This window comes from Bradyrhizobium glycinis, from assembly GCF_016031655.1.
Lineage (GTDB): Bacteria > Pseudomonadota > Alphaproteobacteria > Rhizobiales > Xanthobacteraceae > Bradyrhizobium > Bradyrhizobium glycinis.
This window is the reverse complement of sequence record NZ_JACCHQ010000025.1, coordinates 108818-128029: the sequence shown is the minus strand read 5'-3', so window position 1 is coordinate 128029 and position 19212 is coordinate 108818. Positions and strand designations below refer to the sequence as shown.

Annotated in this window: 19 protein-coding genes; 9 read left to right on the top strand and 10 right to left on the bottom strand. The window is 64.6% G+C overall.

Annotated features, from left to right (window positions below; genetic code table 11):
- The first annotated feature begins 246 nt into the window (after positions 1 to 246).
- Positions 247 to 2061 carry a DNA mismatch repair endonuclease MutL gene (gene mutL, locus HZZ16_RS29105; protein ID WP_197953276.1) on the top strand — a complete coding sequence of 605 codons (1815 nt, stop codon included), beginning with the start codon at positions 247 to 249 and terminating at the stop codon, positions 2059 to 2061.
- Between the two features lie 5 nt (positions 2062 to 2066).
- Here the strand turns inward: mutL and rsmD are convergent, their stop codons facing one another.
- Positions 2067 to 2621, bottom strand: a complete 555-nt coding sequence (gene rsmD, locus HZZ16_RS29100; protein WP_197953273.1) for a 16S rRNA (guanine(966)-N(2))-methyltransferase RsmD — start codon at positions 2619 to 2621, stop codon at positions 2067 to 2069.
- 2 nt (positions 2622 to 2623) lie between these two features.
- The gene (locus HZZ16_RS29095; protein WP_197953272.1) at positions 2624 to 4594 is read right to left on the bottom strand and encodes a pseudouridine synthase; all 1971 of its coding nucleotides are present in this window, start codon (positions 4592 to 4594) and stop codon (positions 2624 to 2626) included.
- Positions 4595 to 4711: 117 nt separating this feature from the next.
- On the opposite strand from HZZ16_RS29095, the gene HZZ16_RS29090 reads away from it, so the two are divergent.
- Positions 4712 to 5170 carry a nucleoside deaminase gene (locus tag HZZ16_RS29090; protein WP_197953271.1) on the top strand — a complete coding sequence of 153 codons (459 nt, stop codon included), beginning with the start codon at positions 4712 to 4714 and terminating at the stop codon, positions 5168 to 5170.
- On the opposite strand, the gene HZZ16_RS29085 is transcribed toward HZZ16_RS29090, so the two are convergent.
- Together HZZ16_RS29085 and purD are read right to left on the bottom strand one after the other, a co-directional pair.
- A complete protein-coding gene (locus HZZ16_RS29085) occupies positions 5167 to 6072 on the bottom strand; it encodes an alpha/beta fold hydrolase (RefSeq protein ID WP_197953270.1) in 906 nt (301 codons plus the stop codon). The genes HZZ16_RS29090 and HZZ16_RS29085 overlap by 4 nt on opposite strands.
- 201 nt (positions 6073 to 6273) lie before the next feature.
- A complete protein-coding gene (purD, locus tag HZZ16_RS29080; RefSeq protein WP_197953269.1) occupies positions 6274 to 7557 on the bottom strand; it encodes a phosphoribosylamine--glycine ligase in 1284 nt (427 codons plus the stop codon).
- A 239-nt stretch (positions 7558 to 7796) separates the two neighbouring features.
- On the opposite strand from purD, the gene HZZ16_RS29075 reads away from it, so the two are divergent.
- A complete protein-coding gene (locus HZZ16_RS29075; protein WP_197953268.1) occupies positions 7797 to 8342 on the top strand; it encodes a hypothetical protein in 546 nt (181 codons plus the stop codon).
- A 77-nt stretch (positions 8343 to 8419) separates the two neighbouring features.
- Here HZZ16_RS29075 and HZZ16_RS29070 read toward each other — a convergent pair whose 3' ends face one another.
- From HZZ16_RS29070 to HZZ16_RS29055, 4 genes are all read right to left on the bottom strand, one after another.
- Positions 8420 to 10450 (bottom strand): ATP-binding protein, encoded by a 2031-nt coding sequence (locus tag HZZ16_RS29070; RefSeq protein WP_197953267.1) that lies wholly within the window; start codon positions 10448 to 10450, stop codon positions 8420 to 8422.
- Between the two features lie 124 nt (positions 10451 to 10574).
- Complete coding sequence (locus tag HZZ16_RS29065) at positions 10575 to 10874, bottom strand: winged helix-turn-helix domain-containing protein (RefSeq protein WP_197953266.1); 300 nt, start codon at positions 10872 to 10874, stop codon at positions 10575 to 10577.
- Positions 10875 to 10876: 2 nt separating this feature from the next.
- Positions 10877 to 11428 carry a hypothetical protein gene (locus HZZ16_RS29060; protein WP_197953265.1) on the bottom strand — a complete coding sequence of 184 codons (552 nt, stop codon included), beginning with the start codon at positions 11426 to 11428 and terminating at the stop codon, positions 10877 to 10879.
- Between the two features lie 256 nt (positions 11429 to 11684).
- Positions 11685 to 12695 carry an alpha/beta hydrolase gene (locus tag HZZ16_RS29055; RefSeq protein ID WP_197953264.1) on the bottom strand — a complete coding sequence of 337 codons (1011 nt, stop codon included), beginning with the start codon at positions 12693 to 12695 and terminating at the stop codon, positions 11685 to 11687.
- A gap of 133 nt (positions 12696 to 12828) precedes the next feature.
- On the opposite strand from HZZ16_RS29055, the gene xseA reads away from it, so the two are divergent.
- Positions 12829 to 14442, top strand: coding sequence for an exodeoxyribonuclease VII large subunit (gene xseA / locus HZZ16_RS29050; RefSeq protein ID WP_197953263.1), 1614 nt, complete (start codon positions 12829 to 12831; stop codon positions 14440 to 14442).
- Positions 14443 to 14587: 145 nt separating this feature from the next.
- Here xseA and HZZ16_RS29045 read toward each other — a convergent pair whose 3' ends face one another.
- On the bottom strand, positions 14588 to 14737 hold the full coding sequence (locus HZZ16_RS29045; protein ID WP_197953262.1) for a hypothetical protein: 150 nt from the start codon (positions 14735 to 14737) through the stop codon (positions 14588 to 14590).
- A 184-nt stretch (positions 14738 to 14921) separates the two neighbouring features.
- Positions 14922 to 15710 carry a dienelactone hydrolase family protein gene (locus tag HZZ16_RS29040; protein WP_197953261.1) on the bottom strand — a complete coding sequence of 263 codons (789 nt, stop codon included), beginning with the start codon at positions 15708 to 15710 and terminating at the stop codon, positions 14922 to 14924.
- Positions 15711 to 15904: 194 nt separating this feature from the next.
- On the opposite strand from HZZ16_RS29040, the gene HZZ16_RS29035 reads away from it, so the two are divergent.
- The 5 genes from HZZ16_RS29035 to HZZ16_RS29015 all read left to right on the top strand — a co-directional run bounded on the left by HZZ16_RS29035 (position 15905) and on the right by HZZ16_RS29015 (position 19150).
- A complete protein-coding gene (locus tag HZZ16_RS29035; RefSeq protein ID WP_197953260.1) occupies positions 15905 to 16129 on the top strand; it encodes a DUF2093 domain-containing protein in 225 nt (74 codons plus the stop codon).
- Between the two features lie 301 nt (positions 16130 to 16430).
- Positions 16431 to 17666, top strand: coding sequence for a TadE/TadG family type IV pilus assembly protein (locus HZZ16_RS29030; protein ID WP_246510500.1), 1236 nt, complete (start codon positions 16431 to 16433; stop codon positions 17664 to 17666).
- A gap of 11 nt (positions 17667 to 17677) precedes the next feature.
- Positions 17678 to 18181 carry a TadE/TadG family type IV pilus assembly protein gene (locus HZZ16_RS29025; RefSeq protein WP_197953257.1) on the top strand — a complete coding sequence of 168 codons (504 nt, stop codon included), beginning with the start codon at positions 17678 to 17680 and terminating at the stop codon, positions 18179 to 18181.
- The gene (locus HZZ16_RS29020; protein ID WP_311974249.1) at positions 18178 to 18555 is read left to right on the top strand and encodes a TadE/TadG family type IV pilus assembly protein; all 378 of its coding nucleotides are present in this window, start codon (positions 18178 to 18180) and stop codon (positions 18553 to 18555) included. Before HZZ16_RS29025 ends, HZZ16_RS29020 begins: the two co-directional genes overlap by 4 nt.
- Positions 18556 to 18952: 397 nt before the next feature.
- Positions 18953 to 19150: a hypothetical protein gene (locus HZZ16_RS29015; RefSeq protein WP_197953255.1), complete on the top strand. Its 198-nt coding sequence runs from the start codon at positions 18953 to 18955 to the stop codon at positions 19148 to 19150.
- Positions 19151 to 19212: the final 62 nt, after the last annotated feature.

Here is a 19212-nt window from a genome sequence, read left to right as displayed (position 1 = left end):
GTTCATCGCGAAGAGACTTCGAACGGCGCGCTGTGATGCAAGCCGCGTCGTGTGGTGATCGTTTAGGGTTTTCGGGGCGCTTTCGCGGAATTGTGCTCCTCATATGCGGCGGCGCGGCGACACCGCCGCATTCGTTGGAACTGCCCGAAGCTCGGGATTTCCCACATCTGGTATGTGGGAAGTGTGACCTTCCCCATGCATTTGTTGCGAGGCGGCATTAGACTGGGACATTCGCCGAGTGAGCCCATGCCCGTCCGCCAACTTCCCGAACAGATCGTTAACCGGATCGCCGCCGGCGAGGTGGTCGAACGTCCGGCGAGTGTGGTCAAGGAGCTGGTCGAGAACGCGATCGATGCCGGGGCGAGCCGCATCGACGTCTTCACGGACGCCGGCGGGCGGCGGCGAATCGGCATCACCGACGACGGCAGCGGCATGACCGCGAAGGACCTTGCGCTCGCCGTGGAACGCCACGCCACCTCCAAGCTCGACGACGAGGACCTGCTTCAGATCCGCACTCTCGGTTTCCGCGGCGAGGCCCTGCCCTCGATCGGCTCGGTGGCGCGCCTCTCCATCACCACGCGGCACGCCAGCGAGCCGCACGCCTGGGCGCTATCGGTCGAGGGCGGCGAGAAGTCCGAGATCATGCCGGCGGCGCTGGCGCATGGCACGCGCGTCGAGGTTGGCGACCTCTTCTATGCGACCCCGGCCCGGCTGAAATTCTTGAAGACCGACCGCACCGAGGCGGAAGCGATCCGCGAGGTAGTGCGGCGGCTGGCGATGGCACGGCCCGACGTTGCCTTCACGCTCGCGGGCGAGGAGCGCGCGCCGGTGACCTGGGCCGCCGCGCTGCCCGGCTCGGCCGGACGGCTGACCCGGCTCGGCGACATCCTCGGCGCCGAGTTCCGCAGCCACGCCATCGAGGTCCATGCCGAGCGCGAGGGCGTCGTCGTCGCCGGCTATGCTGCGGCGCCGGCGCTGACCAAGGCCAACGCGCTCGGCCAATATCTGTTCGTCAACGGCCGACCGGTGCGCGACAAGCTCATTCTCGGCGCCGTGCGCGCGGCCTATTCCGACTATCTGCCGCGCGATCGCCATCCGGTGCTGGCGCTGTTCGTCACGCTCGATCCGCGCGAGGTCGATGCCAACGTGCATCCGGCCAAGACCGAGGTGCGCTTCCGCAATGCCGGCCTCGTCCGCGCGCTGATCGTGCACGGATTGAAGGAAGCGCTCGCACGCGAGGGCCGCCGCACCGCCGCCAACAGCGGCGAGAGCGCATTGTCCTCATTCCGGCCTGTGTTCACTCCGCCGCGTCCCGCAGGCTGGGACTGGCGCGCCTCGCCAGCCGCCCCGGTGGCGCCGATGCCGTCGTTCGAAGGCGCCGCCGCACCTGCTTTCGCCGAGCGCGCGCAGGCTGCGTTCGACGTCGGCGCGCCCAGCGCTGACGTGCGGATCGAGACGCAGCCCGTCGGCGATCTCGTCGACCGCCCCCTCGGCGCGGCGCGCACGCAGATCCACGAGACCTACATCGTCTCGCAAACCCGCGACGGCCTGATCATCGTCGATCAGCATGCCGCGCACGAGCGCATTGTCTATGAGCGGCTGAAGGCCTCGCTCGCTACGAACGGCGTGCAACGACAGATCCTGCTGATCCCCGAGATCGTCGAGATGGAGGAGGCGACGGTGGAGCGCCTCCTGGAGCGCAGCGAGGAGCTGGCGTCGTTCGGCCTTGCCATCGAATCCTTCGGCCCCGGCGCGGTCGCGGTGCGTGAGACGCCGTCGCTGCTCGGCAAGACCGATGCCGGTGGCCTCTTGCGCGATCTTTCCGAGCACCTGGCCGAATGGGACGAGGCGCTGCCGCTCGAACGCCGCCTGATGCACGTCGCCGCCACCATGGCCTGCCACGGCTCGGTGCGCGCCGGCCGCCGCTTGCGGCCGGAAGAGATGAACGCCCTGCTGCGCGAAATGGAGGAGACGCCGAACTCCGGCCAGTGCAACCACGGCCGGCCGACCTATGTCGAGCTCAAACTGAGCGACGTGGAGAAGCTGTTCGGAAGGCGGTGATGCACCTACGGCCTCTTCAAAAACACGAACTCAGTGTCGTCATAGGCGCGCCGCTCCAATTCCTCAAAACCTTCCGGCGTCACGAACTGCGCGGCCTTCGCCTCTTCCACCACCAGCAGCGCCCCCGGGGTGAGCCAGCCGCCGTCGCGCAGACTCGCGAGCGCCTTCTCCGCAAAGCCCTTGCCGTAGGGCGGATCGAGGAACACCAGCGAGAACGGCTCGACGGGATGCGCGGGGCCGAGATCGGTCGCGTCGCGGCGATACACCTTTGTGACGCCGCCGAGGCCGAGTGCCTCGACATTATTACGCAGCAGCGCGCGCGCCTCCGCGCCGTTGTCGACGAACAGCGTGAACTTGGCGCCGCGCGAGACCGCCTCGATGCCGAGCGCGCCGGTGCCGGCGAAAAGATCGAGCACGCGCGCATCTTGAATCGGATCGTCATAGGCGTGCACGAGGATGTTGAACACGGACTCGCGCAACCGGTCCGCCGTCGGGCGGATGTCGCGCGAGGACGGTGAGGCGAGATTGCGCCCCTTCAAACGACCGCCAACGACGCGCAACGTCAGTCCTCCCGCGGCGTCAAATCGCGCTTGCCGTGATAGCCGCGCTTGGGACGGCGCGGCGGGCCGTAGCCGCTCGCCTCCATCTCGTTGCGCTCGCGCGCCTCTTCACTGCCGGTACGCTGCACCAGCACGCGGCGGCCCTTGCGGTCGTTGATCACCGCGCGCTTGCTGGCCGGCTTCTTCTCGCCGGGTGCGTCGTCGGCGCGCGAGGATGACTTCGAGGGCACGTCGAACTGCGCGCCCGACTTCTCGATCACCTTGTCGCCGAGCTGCTCGCGCAGCACGCGCGAGCGGATCTCCTCGACCTGGCCTTCGGGAATCTCGCCGAGCTGGAACGGGCCGTAGGAGACGCGGATCAGCCGGTTCACCTCGAGGCCGAGATGGGCGCAGACATTGCGCACCTCGCGGTTCTTGCCTTCGCGGATCGCGAACACCAGCCAGACATTGGCGCCCTGGTCGCGCTCCAGCGTCGCCTCGATCGGACCGTATTTGACGCCATCGATCTCGATGCCGTTCTTGAGCTCGTCGAGCTGCGCCTGGGTGACGTCGCCATGGGCGCGGACGCGGTAGCGGCGCAGCCAGCCGGTGTCGGGCAGCTCGAGCGTGCGCGCGAGGCCGCCATCGTTCGTGAGCAGCAGCAGGCCCTCGGTGTTGAAGTCGAGCCGGCCGACGCTGATCAGCCGCGGCAAGCCTTCGGGCAGATTGTCGAACACGGTCGGACGGCCCTCGGGGTCGTCATGCGTCGTCATCAGCCCGCGCGGCTTGTGGTAGAGGAAAAGCCGCGTGCGCTCGCGCTCGGGCAACGGCTTGCCGTCGACCATGACGACGTCGTTCCTGGTGACGTCGAGCGCCGGCGAATTGATGACGCGGCCGTTGACGGTGACGCGGCCCTGCGTGACCATCTCCTCGGCGTCGCGGCGCGAGGCGAGCCCGGCGCGGGCCAGCACCTTGGCGATGCGCTCGCCGGCCTTCTTCGGCTTCGGCGCGTCGTCGCGGCGCGGCCGGCCCTCGAAATCACGATCGTGCTCGCGATAGGCGCCGCGGCCGCCGAAGGCGGGACGCTTCTCGAAGATCCGGCTGTCGTCCTCGTTCTCGCGGCGCGGACGGTCGCGGAAGCGGCCCTCGCTGCGCGGATGCTCCTGCCAGTCCATGCGGCCTTCGGGGCGCTTCTCGCGCGAGCGGTTGAAGCGCGGACGATCGTCACCGGAGCGCTCCTCGCGCGGACGCGAGAAGCGCGGGCGATCGTCGCCCTCGTCCCGGCGCCGGGAGAAACGCGGACGATCCTCGCCACGGCCACCCTCACGGCGGTCGTCACGCTGACGCCAAGGTTTCTCGTCGCCGCGATCGCGGCCGCCGAAATCCTTGTCGAAGCTCTTGCGCGGGCGGTCACCGCGCGGGCCCGCCTCGCGCTTCTGCCACGGCTTGGAATCACCGCGCTCGCCGCGATCGCGCGGGCGATCGCCAAAGCTGCGCTTGCGATCGCCGCCCTCGAAGCCGCGCTTGCGATCTCCCGGGTCGCCCTTGCGATCCCGGAAATCGCGGTCGCGGCCGAAATCCTTGCGCGGCCGATCCGCACCGCCACGCGAGAATTTGCGGTCCTCGAAACGCCGCTCGCTTCGCTCGCCACGTGGCGCGCGCTCGTCACGGTCGAATGTCGGACGGTCCCCACGCGGTTTGAACGGACGATCGCCACGGAGCTTGAAGCTGCGCTCACCGCGCTCCTCACTGTCGCGCTTGAAGCGGGGACGGTCACTGAAATCGCGGCGCGGTGCGTCGCCCTCCTCGCGGCGGCGGAATGGACTTCTGTCACGGTCGCCACGGGGTGGGCCGCTGTCGCGCTCGCCCTTGCCCTTGCCTTCGAAGCCGCGCTTGGCGAATTTCTTCTCAGGGCCGCGCGGCTTGCCGCCACGGCCTTTGGCCGGGCCTCGCCGGCCGCGGGAATCGTTGTCTTTGTCGCTGTCGCGAGGCATGACTAATCTCACTTAAGGGGTGGCGCGAGCATTGTGCGCGCTCGTTCCGAGCCGCATGCTCAGGCAAAATCGGTATCCACTCTTGCTGAAGGCGGAGCTAGTAGCAGGTTTCTGGCGATGATACGAGGCATGAAAGCCCCTTCTTTCATGGATTTGGCGCTTCTGGCGGCCGAAAATGCCGGAAAAGCGGGCGAAGTTCCGATTGGATGCGTGGTGGTCCGCAACTCCGAGGTCATCGCCACCGCGGCCAACCGGACGCTGACCGACCACGATCCGACGGGCCATGCCGAGATCATCGCGCTGCGCGCGGCCGCCGCGAAGATCGGCAGCGAGCGGCTGGTCGACTGCGACCTCTACGTGACGCTGGAGCCCTGCACCATGTGTGCGGGCGCGATCTCGTTTGCAAGGGTCCGCCGGCTCTATTACGGCGCGGCCGACCCCAAGGGCGGCGCGGTGGAATCGGGCGTGCGCTTCTTTGCCTCGCCGACCTGCCACCACGCGCCGGACGTCTATTCCGGCGTCGGCGAGAGCGAGGCGGCGCGGCTGCTCAAGGAGTTCTTTCGGGAGCGGCGCTAGCCTGCCAGGAAGAACTCGCGCAGCGCCCTCGCGGTGACCTCCGGATTCTCCTCCGTCAGGAAGTGCCCCGAATCCACCGGCATGCCGTCGACGTTGGTCGCCCATTGCTTCCACGTGTCGAGCGCCGTCGCGGCGGCCTGGGCGACGCCGGCATTGCCCCACAACGCCAGCATCGGCACGGTGATCTTCTTGCCGGCCTCGAAATCGGCCTTGTCGAGGTCGTAGTCGAAATAGGCGCCGGCGCGGTAATCCTCGCACATTGCGTGGATGCGGGCGGGATCGCGGAACGGGGCGAGGTAATGCGCGAGCGCGCGCGGGTCGATCGCGTCCAGCGTCTTCGACTTGGTCTGGCTCGCCATCTTGAAGCGCAGGAAGAACTCGCCCTGCCCTGTGATCAGCGTCTCCGGCAGCGGGTAGGGCTGCGCCAGGAAGGTCCAGTGATAGATCTTCAAGGCGTAGGCGCGGTTCATCCGTTCCCAGTAATTATAGGTCGGCAGGATATCGAGCACGGCGAGCTTCGACAGCCGGCCGGGATGATCGAGCGCAAGCCGATAGGAGACGCGGCCGCCGCGGTCGTGGCCGGCGAGCGCGAAATGCACGTGGCCGAGGCGCTCCATGACCTCGACCATGGCTTTCGCCATGGCGCGCTTGCTGTAGGGGATGTGCAACGCATCGCTCGCGGGCATGTCGGACCAGCCGTAGCCCGGCAGATCGGCGATGATCAGCGTGAAGGCCTCCGCGAGCTCGGGCGCCACCTGATGCCACATCACGTGGGTCTCGGAGAAGCCGTGCAGGAGCAGCAGCGGCGGGCCCTTGCCGCCGACGCGGGCGAAGACGCGGCCGAACGAGGTATCGATCCATTCGGCGGCAAAGCCCGGATAGAGGTCGGCGAGATCGGACATCTTGTTGCATCCTTGTTGGTCGGTCCCGGGGCCTCGACACAAAATGTCGAAAACAACCCCATGCACAGTACCGGTATTATCGTCGGGGCAACTAACCCCAACAGTCGATTGCACATTCTGGCGTGCGGATGTGGCGGCGCGGTGACGCGAACGCCCGAGATTTGCGGATCGGCGCGCTTGCGCGCCTCCCGCAACGGCGGGCTAGCTTTTGGCCTTCTCCGCCTCCACGGCCTGCCAGCCGATGTCGCGGCGGCAAAAACCGTCCGGCCAGTGGATGCGGTCGACGGCCTGGTAGGCGCGGGCCTGCGCCTCCGTCACGGTCGCTCCCAACGCGCAGACATTGAGCACGCGGCCGCCATGGGCGAGGATCGCGCCGTCCTTCGCCACCGTGCCGGCATGGAAGATCTCGACATTGTCGACCTTGGCGGCCTCCTCTAACCCCTCGATGCGCGTGCCCTTCTGGTAGTCGCCGGGATAGCCCTTCGCTGCCATCACCACGGTGAGCGCGGTTTCCTTGTGCCAGCGCAGATCGAAATGCTTCAACTGCCCATCACAAGCCGCAAGCAAGGCCGGCACGATGTCGCTCATCATGCGCAGCATCAGGACCTGGCACTCGGGATCGCCGAAGCGCACGTTGAACTCGAATAGCTTTGGCCCCTGCGTCGTCAGCATGATGCCGGCATAGAGCACGCCGCGGAACGGCGTGCCGCGCTGCTTCATGCCCGCGACCGTCGGCAGGATGATCTTCGCCATGATCGCGTCGTGGATGGCGGGCGTGACCAGCGGCGTCGGCGAATAGGCGCCCATGCCGCCGGTGTTCGGGCCGACGTCGTGGTCGAACACGCGCTTGTGGTCCTGGGCGGAGGCGAGCGGGATCGCCGTCTCGCCGTCGCACAGCGCAAAGAAGCTGATCTCGCGGCCGGGCAGAAACTCCTCGATCACGACCTCGGCGCCGGCCTCGCCGAAGGCGCCCTCGAACATCATGGCGATGGCGTCCTCGGCCTCGCGCACGGTTTTCGCAACGACGACGCCCTTGCCGGCGGCAAGGCCGTCGGCCTTGACCACGATCGGCGCGCCCTGGCTCTGCACATAGGCGCGCGCGTCATTGGCCTTGGTGAAGCGCTTGTAGGCGCCGGTGGGAATGCCGAACTCGGTGCACAGCGCCTTGGTGAACCCCTTGGAGCTTTCGAGCTGGGCCGCCGCCTTGCTCGGCCCGAACGCCTTGATGCCGGCGGCGGTGAGATCATCGACGATGCCGGCCGCGAGCGGCGTCTCCGGCCCGACCACCACGAGCTCGACCGCGTTCTTTTTGCAGAACTCGATCACCGCGGCATGGTCGGCGACATCGAGCGCCACGCATTCCGCCTCCCTGGCGATGCCGGCATTGCCGGGCGCGCACCAGAATTTGGTCACCAGGGGAGAGGCCGCGATCTTCCACGCCAGAGCATGTTCGCGGCCGCCGGAACCGAGCAGGAGAATGTGCATCGAGGGCTCAGGATGAGGGGGTTGGCTTGGGGGCGGAGGTCGCACGAATCGGGGTGGGGCTCAAGAGGGCGGCCTCCCATTCCCAGTCATTCCGGGGCGGCTTGCTCGCTGCCCCTCTTCCCTTGCAATAGCGGGAATTGCCGAGCGAAATCAATTGGCAATCGTCCGGATGTATGGCCGGTGTGAAGTAGAAAGTTGCCTGACAGTGGCGGAGGGGGCGAATCGCTTATGTTGCCCTGATGGCCGAGGAAAAACTTTTCTTCACTAACGAGAAGCAGCCTCACGCGATTGAGCCGGGCGCGTTCCTGCTCGACCTCTACCGGCTCGTCTGCATGGTCTTTGCTTCTCGCGAGGTGGCGACGCTTGGCCTTGCTTCATCTGCCATATCAATGATGCAGGCGGGCTACTTCAAGTCCGAGGCAACGCGAATTTTGATCTCCTGTGCGACGGGCGTTCGAATCCAGTTTGATCAATCGCAGGGACCGGCAGATGAGGCGAAATCAGATTGCGGAAAGCTGTTTCCAAACTGGGCGACCGATCGAGACAAAGTCGAGGTTCTCACTTTGCGCGAGGCCTGCAACAAGATCATTCACGCGACCGACATCCGGTTTGACGTCGAGATTCCCGATGCAGCCAACAACCCCGATGAGGAAGGCGTTTACTACCACCCGCGCCTCTATCTGTATGGAAGCAAGGGGCGCAATGACTGGCGGGCCGAGCTGTCGCTGATCGACTTCGCCCGATGGGCCGCCGTGGCGTTTAGGTGGTTTGCTGTTCTCAAGTGACCTAATAGGTTTCAGCTTGCCCTCATAGTCGTCTACGCCAAAGTGAGGGAAAGCGTCGCCATGTCATAAGCGAATTGCTACTCGCCAACCGGGGTTTCTAAGTTGCCCTGCGCCGCATCGCTTGCATCATCCGCCCCTTCATCATCGTTGATCAGCACGCCTTCTAGTAGTTCGCGATGTCGCTCCTGCAAGAAGGCGAGCGATTGACCATCATCGACGCGATGTTCGAGTTTCTCTTTCACGAATTGAAGACGGGCATGGTTCTCCTCGAGGATTTCGCCCCATGTCTTGACGCCTACCCTGACCCTGTCGGTCCTGAGGACCAGACGACGCTGCGGGTCAGGCCCACCCTTTATGCGAGCCTCGACCTGCTTGTTGTATGCATCGGAAATGATCCAAAAGTGCCAGCGCAGCCCCTCAATGCGGTTGAACCGAGCATCCTCCTCTACAGCTAAGGCATAACCTTCGATTTGGTTCAGATGCTCTGCATTGATGGTGACTTTCGGTGCCTTAAGCTCGATCACCAAATGCTCAATGTCATCCGGACGATGTCGGCGCTGCGCACGTGACAGCATGAGATCGACAATGCCTCGCGTCTTGTTGATCACCTTGACGGGGTCATCGATGACGAGATCGGGATCGAGCTTATCCCGATGAATTTTCAGCACCGTCGTAAGGTCCTTGTCGCTTGCCCAGAGATTATACTCCTCTCCAAAAATCCATGTGTTCTGTTCCAAAATCTTATGAAGCTGCGAACGCTCGCGCAGCTTCTGCCGAGCCTCGTAGTCGAACAGGATGAAGCGTAAGGCTTCAAGGAACTTCAAACGATCAGCGACGAGGGTAGCGGCACTAATGATTCCAGCGAGAGTCGTCTCGTTGAGCAGCTCCGCCAACTCCTTCTGCTTCCGCTTCGGTAATTTCAGAACTTGATCGAGGATAAGCTGTAGCTCGGCCGGACTGCGCTCGATGGCATGGCGCAACAGCCTTAGATGTAGGGCGGTTTGCTTTAAGGCGGTGTCGCTGAATTCTGGCGAGGCATCTTGAACAGTAACGGCGACGATGTCGAAAATCTGGCGCTCGGCCTTCTCAACGGGCGTCACCGGGTCGCCTTCGTAAGGATAGACCTTCTTCTCTTTCCATTCGTCAACCACGATCCGAGCCCGCTCAGCCGCGCGGTTTCGGAAGACCTCTTTGACCTTTGCTCGCGCTTCCTCGATGGAGGCAACCAGAGCCGGGACCATTTCCGCGAGATCAAGCCGTCCGTCTTGATGCAGCTCGCTGATAAAGCTGGATTTCAGGTAAGCAGAAAAATGGAAGTCCCCTACATGGAAGCGCGTCTCTACTTGCGATAACGGGAAGCCCTGCTCGTTGCACAGATAAAGGGTTCGGCGGGTTTGTCCGCGCCATTCGATTATTTCGAGATCGACAGAGTGCTGTTCTCCATCATCGGCCGCGATGGGCACTAACTCGAAGTTCCATGTACCTGCGATTGCCCGATGCGGGTCGATTCGATCGCCTGCGATCGTGATCGTGACGTTGCGATAATCCTTGAGATAGATAGCGAATATCTCTGAAAGCTCTTGAATGGCGTTTTCCGGCTGTAACGAACTGAACTGCCTCTTCAGTTCGGATATCACCACCGTTACTCCGGTGGCGGCGCCGGGAGCCGGTGCTTCCTCCCCAACACGGGCCCGCTCAATCTGTTGCTCCAGCACGGCGACGTCATAGCGGAACGGAGTGCCATCCTTCGCGTAAATGATCTTCCAATCGACCACCCCGCCGAGGGCAAACGCTTTGAACCGGCCGCGCCCCTCGCGTCCGTGGAGCATGCGATTCAAGCGGGGTGTGGTCAGCCGTAGTTGCTTCCAAGATCCTCCAAGGTTTTTGAAGACCTGCGGAGCCTCTTCGCGCGGAATGCCGTCTCCATTGTCCGCAATAACGATTTTAGAGATGCCGCCGATACCGTCTGGCTCGAACTCAATGCTGACAGATGTCGCGTCAGCATCGAGAGAATTCCAAATCAGCTCCGCCAGCGCCTGCATAGGCTGCGCTTTCGCCTGCCGCGCGAGAAAATCAGGCCTTACTTCGACCTTTACTTCTTCCTGCATGGTACCCCCCTATCTCTTACTACCTTGAAGAGCACTGAAAAGCGAGGGGTTGTACGTTCGTCCTTGGACTCGGGTCCCCCGACACTCCCGCAAAGGAGAGGGCACTATGATCTGCATCGCAGGGCTACGCCTGCCTCCCCGCAATGATCTCCTGCAACGTCGCCACATGCCGCGCGAACGCGCCGCGCCCTGCAGCCGTGGCCGTCACCGTCGTCTGCGGCTTCTTGCCGACGAACGCCTTCTCCACCGAGACGTAGCCGGCCTTGGCAAGCGTCTCGATATGCGCGCCGAGATTGCCGTCGGTGGCGCCGGTCAGCTTCTTCAGGCGGACGAATTCCAGCCCCACCTCCGCAGGCAGGGCGTTCAGCGCGGCCATGATCTTCAGGCGCAGCGGCTGGTGGATGATGTCGTCGAGCTCGGCCATGGCTAGCTCCGCCGCATCCAGAGCCCGCCGAGGGTCAGCCCGCCGCCATTGACGACTGCCATCCACAACAACAGCGATATGCCGGGGATGTAAAAATAGCCGATCAGCGTCAGCGCAACGATGGTGGCGCCGATGACGAGGAAGGCATAGCCGAACCAGACGCCGGCCATCATGTAGAACAGCATGATGTAGATCGGCCAGAACGCTGTCTGCTGGCGCGGCGTGAACTGACCGAAGTAGCAGACGAAGATGCCGAAGGCGGCGATCAACCCAAACGTCAGAAAATAGCGCCCGTCGAACACCCGGATGCGGCTCTTCGAGCGGTGATAGACGCCGATGATGATCAGCCCTACGGCCGACACCCCGTACACTGCGAACCAGATATAGAGCCCGTAGCGCGGCCAGAACCAGCCCGCGATGTTGCCGACGAACGCCAGCCCGCCCCACATCAGCAGGACGAGACTGGAGACTTCATAAATCTGCGACTGCCGCACACGACGGACCGTGTCCTCGATATCGGTCAGCGCTGCGGAAGCTTCGCTGCTGTCGATCATGTCGTTCCTTTCTTTCCCGGGGGCATCGCATAAGGCTCGCGCTGATACCAAGCGCACGCCTCGTCCTTCGAGACGACCGCTGCGCGGTCTCCTCAGGATGAGGCTGAAGGCAGGTTTACCTGTAGATCAGTACCCAAACCCCCGGTCCTCATCCTGAGGGCCCGCCGAGGGCGGGCGTCTCGAAGGATGGCCGCGCGCCCTGTCACGTCATGCTCAGATGCGATGGCCCTGCCTTCAGCCCGTAAACGGGATCGCATCATGACTGTCCGCTCCCGCGCGTGGCGACGTCTTCGGCAATCGCCGAGACGGCCTTGGGATTTGTGACCATGCCCATGTGGTTGACGCCGTCGATGATCCTGACGTCGACCGACGGCTTCAGCGCCTGCACGGTGTCCGCGTATTTGTCCGAGATCATCATCTCGTCCTCAGCGCCGCCGAAGATCGTCATCGGGTGGGTCACGCGGGGCAGATCGAGCCGGTAGCCGCGCGTCGCGAAGTTGCGCATCAGGCGGTCGGAATAGGTCGCGGTCAGCAGCTTCTCGGAATTCGGCGGCACCGCGAAGGCGAGCACCGGAAGCTGCGAGCAGCAGTCGATGCCGAGCTTGCGCAGGGCCGCAAGGCCGAGGAAACGCGGAATGTCCGGATTGGCCCAGCCGCCGGAATTCGGCTTGTTGGTCGGCGCGTCATAGCCGAGATAGGGCGCGATCAGCACGGTGCGCACGAACATGTCCTGCATGATCGGCGTCGCGGCGACGCGCAGCGAGAAGCCGGCGCCGGCGGAATGGCCGAGCAAGGTCAGCGGCAGGTCCGGGGCACTTTTTCGGACATGCGCGACGAAATCGACGAGATCGTCCTCGAGCTGGCCGACATAGGAGATGTCGCCGCGGGTGCCGGAGCCGCCATGGCCGCGGATGTCGAGCGCCCAGCTCTCCACGCCGCGCGCGGCGATCGCCTGGGTCAGCGCGTGGTTGACGGTGCCGCTCGAGCCGGAGGAGCCGTGGATGAAGATGGCGCCGCGATCGGTCGCGGCCCCCTTCGCCGCATAGTGCCGGAAACCGAGCCAGGTGCCGTCACGGGCCTGGAAGCGCTCGAGCGGCGGCAGCGAGGACCAGTCGATGCCCTTGGCGGAGTCCGAGACCGAGCGCAGCTCGTTCGGCCGCTGCAGCGGCGTCGCGATTAGGGCGGTCACGAGCAGCGCCACGGCGCCGACCGCGCAGAGGCCCCATTTCAGCAAGCTCAGCACCCCACGCAGCAATTGCATCGCCATGACCATCCCCTCCAGCCAGATTTCAGAGAACTCTATATTACAGAGTACTCTTTTAATCAATCCCCGGATTGGCGCTACCTCACGAAAATCCTTAACGTCGGGCCTGACCCCAAAATGCCGAATCGTTTTTGAGATGCCGCCTGCGGAACAACTGCTCAACGCGCCTGAATTCACCGTCTCCGAACTGTCCCTGTCCCTGAAGCGGACGGTCGAGGACGCCTTCGGCCATGTCCGCGTCCGCGGCGAGATTTCCGGCTTTCGCGGGGCGCATTCCTCCGGCCATTGCTATTTCGCGCTCAAGGACGAGAGCGCCAAGATCGAGGCGGTGATCTGGAAGGGCGTGCACAGCCGCATGCGCTTCAAGCCCCAGGAGGGGCTCGAGGTGATCGCCACCGGCAAGCTCACGACCTATCCGGGTTCCTCGAAATACCAGATCGTGATCGAGGCGCTGGAGCCGGCCGGCATCGGCGCGCTGATGGCGCTGATGGAGGAGCGCAAGAAGAAGCTCGCCACTGAGGGCCTGTTCGACGAGGCGCGCAAGCAGCTGCTGCCGTGGCTGCCGGAGGTGATCGGCGTCGTGACCTCGCCGACCGGCGCCGTCATCCGCGACATCCTGCATCGGCTGGAGGACCGCTTTCCCCGCCGCGTGCTGGTGTGGCCGGTCAAGGTGCAGGGCGACGGTTCGGCCGAGCAAGTCGCGGCCGCGATCCGCGGCTTCAACGCGCTTGCCCCGGGCGGCAGGATTCCGCGGCCCGATGTGCTGATCGTCGCGCGCGGCGGCGGCTCGCTGGAGGATCTCTGGTCGTTCAACGAGGAGATCGTGGTGCGCGCCGCAGCTGAGAGCATCATCCCGCTGATCTCGGCGGTGGGGCACGAGACCGACATCACGCTGATCGACTTCGTCGCCGACAAGCGCGCGCCGACGCCAACAGCCGCGGCCGAGATGGCCGTTCCCGTGCGCAGCGAGCTGTTCGTCGAGGTGGGCGATCTCGGGCGCCGCACCCGCGCCTATTGGCAGCGCGCCCAGGAGAGCCGCCGCAGCGAGCTGCGCGCCGCCGCGCGCGCGCTGCCCGCGGCGGGCGATCTCCTGGCGATCCCGCGGCAGCGGCTGGATTCGGCAGGCGCGTCCCTGCCCCGCTGCCTGAAGGCCAACACGCATGCGCATTTCCGCAGGTTCACCGCCGCAAGCGCGAAACTGACGCTGCGCGTGCTGCACGGGCAGATTTCGCAGGCCGACCATCGGCTCACCGTGTGCGGCGAGCGGCTGGGCCTGTCGGCGCGCTCGCTGCTGCGGCAGCGGCGCGACCGCTTTGCGGGCCTCGAGGTGCGCCTGCGCGCCTCAAAGCTTTCGAATGCGCAGGCCCAGCGCAACGCGATTCTCCGCCAGCGCGAGCGCACCCATCGCCTGGCCGAACGGGCAGAGCGCGCGCTGGCGACGCTGCTGCACCGGTTAGAGACGCGGGTCGAGAACAGCGGCAAGCTGCTCTCCGCGCTGTCCTATCGCAGCGTGCTCGCGCGCGGCTTTGCGCTCGTGCGCGACGAGGCGGGACATCCCGTGCATGCGGCGGAGGCGATCGGCCCCGGTGCGCGTGTCGAGATCGAGTTCGCCGATGGCCGCGTCGGCGCGACCGCGGATGCGGATCGTGCGGCGCCCGCGGCGAGGCGCGCGCCGGCGCAGCCGAAGCCGGCGGCGGAGACGAAGCCGGCGCCCAAGCGCAAGCCGGTGGATCAGGGCAGCTTGTTCTGAGAAGGCAGGGCGGGCTCTATCCGCGTCATTGCGAGGAGCCCTTGCGACGAAGCAATCCAGACTGCTTCCGCGGAGAGATTCTGGATTGCTTCGCTGCGCTCGCAATGACGACGTGGAGGCAGCGCGTCCCTCATTCAAATCTACTTCAGCGGCAGGACAATCCCGCCTCGATCGTGGTCCAGAAGCCGCAATGGTCCGGCGCGCGATGGGGAGCGCCGGCGTGGGCTTCGAACAGCAGGATCGCGACGGTGAAGACGACCAGGGCGGAGGCGAAGAGCGTGATGCGGTTGCGCATGTGAGATGCGTTTAATCGACATCGTGGTCGAATGATGGCGCGGCCACGGGCTGAAACCGAATGCGCGAGCCGTCGATTCCGGGACGGGTGCGTAGCCCGGATGGAGCGCAAGCATAATCCGGGACGGTGCAGCCTGGGGCACGACCCCGGATTTCGCTTCGCTCCATCCGGGCTACGGCTCCCATCACCGCGCCAGCCATTGCGCGACGTCCTTCTCCGAGGCGGCGCGGGCCTCGGCCTCCAAGGGGTCGGGTGCGGCGGCTGCATGCGTGCCGGCGCGGTCGAAATCGTGGTCGGCGCCGGGATAGACCACGATGCGCGCCAGCGCGCTGCGGCCGCGCGCGCCCTCCACCATCTGGCGGCAGGCCGGCGGCGACGACACCTCGTCATCGGCGCCGATCAAGACCAGCGTCGGGACCCGCGTGCTCCAGCCCAGGCCCGCCGAGATCCGGCAGTCCGGATAGAACGCGATCGCGGCGCGGAAATCCGGACCGTGATCGCGCCCTGCGCTCTGCGGACGCACAGCCCACAGCAGCGCGCTCGCACCATTGGCCCAGCCGATCAGGCTGACACGGTCCTGCGCCACGAAAGGCTGCTGCATCAGCCAGGCGCGCGCGGCCGCGATATCGGCGACGCGTTCGCGCCGCGCCTTGACGTGCATCTCCTTGACGCGGCATTGCGGGCCGAGCTCGCGCGAGCCGTAGCTGTCCGGCAGCAGCACGGCATTGCCGGCCTTGAGCAGGCGCTCGGCCCAATCGCGATAGCGCGGCAGCACGGGATCGGAATGGCTACTCAGCCCGCCGCAGCCGTGCAGCGCGATCACGGCCGGAAACGGCCCCGCGCCCTCCGGCTTGTAGAGCTGCGCATGGAGCACCCCGGAGGCGAGCGGAATCTCCACCGGCTGCGGCGCCGGGCCGGCGTGCGCGGCCGACATCAACAGCGTCAGGAACAAAGCCGTCAGTCGCAGTCGCATCGGAATCTGCCGCAGGAGCTGCCGGAACCAGCGCCCCTTCGACTGAAGCCTTATCATGCGAGAACGGCGGCAAATCATCACGAACCGGTGGGTTTAACGGGCGGACAAGCCACCCCATCTATGCTACATCCCGTCCAACACATCGTGCCTTCCACGGTTTTCCGTGGAGAGGCTTTCCGCGGAGACTTTCGACCGTGCTGAACAAGTTCGGCCCCTCGGGCCATGGCGAAGCGCAGGTGCAATATCTCGACGGCGATTTCCGCGTGATCTCGCCGGGGACCTTCGTGCGCTGCGCGATCACCGACGTCCGCATCCCGCTCGACGAGCTGAAGTACTGGAGCGTCGACCTGCAGGAGGCCTATTCCACGCCTGCCGCGGTGCTGCAGCGGCATTTTCCCGGCGCGCTGAAGCAGTCGTGATCCTTCGGCTCTCGTAACTCTCGCAGAGCGGGCAAAACCGGCAGACACACGGGGCTGGCGGTAACAATTGCAGACCGCAATTTCATCTGACTCTCCTGGACGGCTTCATTCAATAAGATTGCGGCCATGAATGCCGGCTGAATGTTCGCCGATATCTAAAATTGTCCGGCTTCCATTGGGGCCCATTTAAGCCGGCCTGCACCACATTGCCTCGGGATAAAGTGGCAATCGGGCAGGAACGATGGACCTCCGGAGAACTTTCAGCCGTTCGTTCGGTGCACCTTCGAGCTCAAAGGATCATTTGCTTGAACGGTTCATCCGCGACGAGCAGGGCAGCTACGTGCTCATTTCTGCGCTGCTCATGCCGGTCCTGGTCGGCACCGCCGGCCTCGGAACGGAAGTGGGCTGGTGGTACTACAAGCACAAGAACATGCAGAGCGTCGCAGATTCCGGCGCGGTCAGCGCTGCGACCGCTGCCAGTGCAGGGGCCGACCCTTCGTCGGAAGCCAAAGCGGTCGCGGCAAATTATGGTTACACCGACGGGGCGAACGACGTCACTGTCACGGTGAACCAGCCGCCAAAAACCGGCAGTCAAGCGTCGAATTCGCAGGCGATCGAAGTCATCGTCAGTCAACCGCAGCGTCGGCTGCTATCGGCCTTGTTCGGCTCGGATCGCGTGCCAATCACCGCGCGCTCGGTCGCGGTGCCCAATTCCGGGACGGGCTGCGTCCTTGCGCTCAACAGGAGCGCAAGCCCCGCTGTCAACGTCAGCGGCGGCAACCAACTCAACCTGATCAAGTGCAATCTCTACAGCAACTCGAGCGCAAGCCCCTCGCTCAACGTCGCCGGCAGCGCCACGGTCGCGGCGAACCAGGTCGGCGTGGTCGGCGACGTCTCCGGCGCGAGCAGCATCACGGCGACCAACGGGGTCAAGACGCACATCACGCCTGTCGCCGATCCCTATGCCGACGTCTCTCCGCCTGCGCGGCCGAGTTGCACCAATGCCAAGATCACGGTCAACGCCAACGGAAAAACAAACTCGCTCGACCCCGGCTGCTACATGGGAAGCATTACGGTCAATGCCGGCGCGGTCCTGAACCTCAATCCGGGCATCTACTATCTGGACGGCGCGAGCTTGAGCGTCGCCGGAAATGCCACCATCACCGGCAGCGGCGTCACCCTGGTGTTCACGGGCTCTGGCAGCGACTGGGGCACCGCCTCAATCGGCAGCAACGCGACGGTCGACCTGACCGGGCCGACCAGCGGCCCCTTGAAGGGCATCGTCATGTACGGCGACCGCAACATGCCGGCCGGGACCAATTTCAATCTGACCGGCGGCAGCACGCAGAATTTCGGCGGTGCCATCTACCTGCCGAAGGCCAATCTCAGCTTCAGCGGCGGCAACGGCACCAGCACATCCTGCACCAAGATCATCGCGGACACGCTGACCTTCAGCGGCACATCGAACCTGCAGGTCAATTGCACCGCGCTCGGCACCGCGACGATCGGTTCGCAAACCGCGCAGCTCGTCGAATGAGGTTTGGAGCGATGCAGATCCAGAATTTCTCATCCAGGTTCGGCCGTCGATTGCTTGGTTCTCTGGCGCGGCACGTGCGCAATGCGGCCGGCGATCAACGGGGCGTCGCGGCCGCCGAATTCGCGATTCTGATTCCCGTGCTGTCTCTGATGGTCGTCTCGATCACGGACATCGGGCTTGCCCTCTATCGCAAGATGCAGGTCGAAAATGCCGCGCAAGCGGGAGCCCAGTACGCGATTGCGCGCGGCTTCGACACGAACGGCATCGCGAACGCCGTTGCAAGTGCCACCAGCGCGACGAACATCACCGCTTCACCTCCGCCGGTCCAATTCTGCGGATGTCCAACGAGTGCGGGCGTCAGCGCCACCAGCTGCGGAACGGTCTGTGCCGGCGGTGCGCCGGCCGGAACATATACGACGGTCTCCGCGCGAGCGACGTACTCTACCATCATCGATTATCAGATCGTGGCGGCCACATACACGTACACCGCGCAGTCCACCACGAGGCTGCAGTGAAACTCACCGCATTATGGCGAGACACGCGGGGCGCCTCAGCGCTGGAATTTGCGCTGACCGCTCCCGCGTTCTTCCTGTTCATATTCGGGATCATCGAATGCGGACTTTTGTTCTGGACTCAGCTGGGACTCCAGCATGGCAGCGAAATGGCGGCGCGCTGCGCGACCGTCAACAACACGCTCTGCCCGAGCAGCAGCGCCATAACCACCTACGCTGCCCAGCAGGCCTTCGGCCTCACGCTCCCGCCGGGGACATTCAGCTTTGCCACGGCCGCGTGCGGCAACCAGGTCAGCGCGAGCTATTCATTCGAGTTTCCGCAGATCATCAACCTGTCCCCGGTGACGCTGACCGCGCGTGCATGTTTTCCGAGTTGAGGTCGTCGACCGGCGGTTTTGCCGCGCGAAGGAACAGGGCGATGTTCCCGCGCGGCATCGCCGGCAACTCAGCAAGATGGTCGCTGTCGTGCCGGTCGCTTGCGTTCTACATACCTTGCAGCCGTGGGTAAGTCGTTTCGCCTTGTGGTTGGATTCTTTGCTGCGGTTCGGCGCCCTAGAGTTGTTTGATGAAGTTCTGCCGAAACAGAGAACTGCTATACTGCTTGTTAGGTAACTAGCCCTGTTCTTTTATCGCACAGACGATCAGGTCAACCAAACAGCCATCGAGCATTGGAATTGGCGCGGTCTGTGAACGGGCTCATATCGAAGAGCCACCCAACGGGCTACGATCACCTTGAAAATTCGCGGTGGAATACCTGTAATCGTAAATTAATCGATGGGGGTGATCATGCCCGCCATTTTCGACCTGCTCTATCGTGAATATTGCCGCGCCCGTCTCGCTGAGATGCGCAAGCAGCTCTTGATCGCGGCCGAGCGCACTGAAGCTATTGCAGCAGATCATCGTCCCGCGACGCAAGGTGACGATGAGAGAACGGACGCACATTGCAAGACCGATCACGGCCAGCCGAATTGAAGCGGCTCCGAGAGCGGCGATCACTCCCGCGTAGCAGTGACCAAGCAATTGGCAACAGTTTG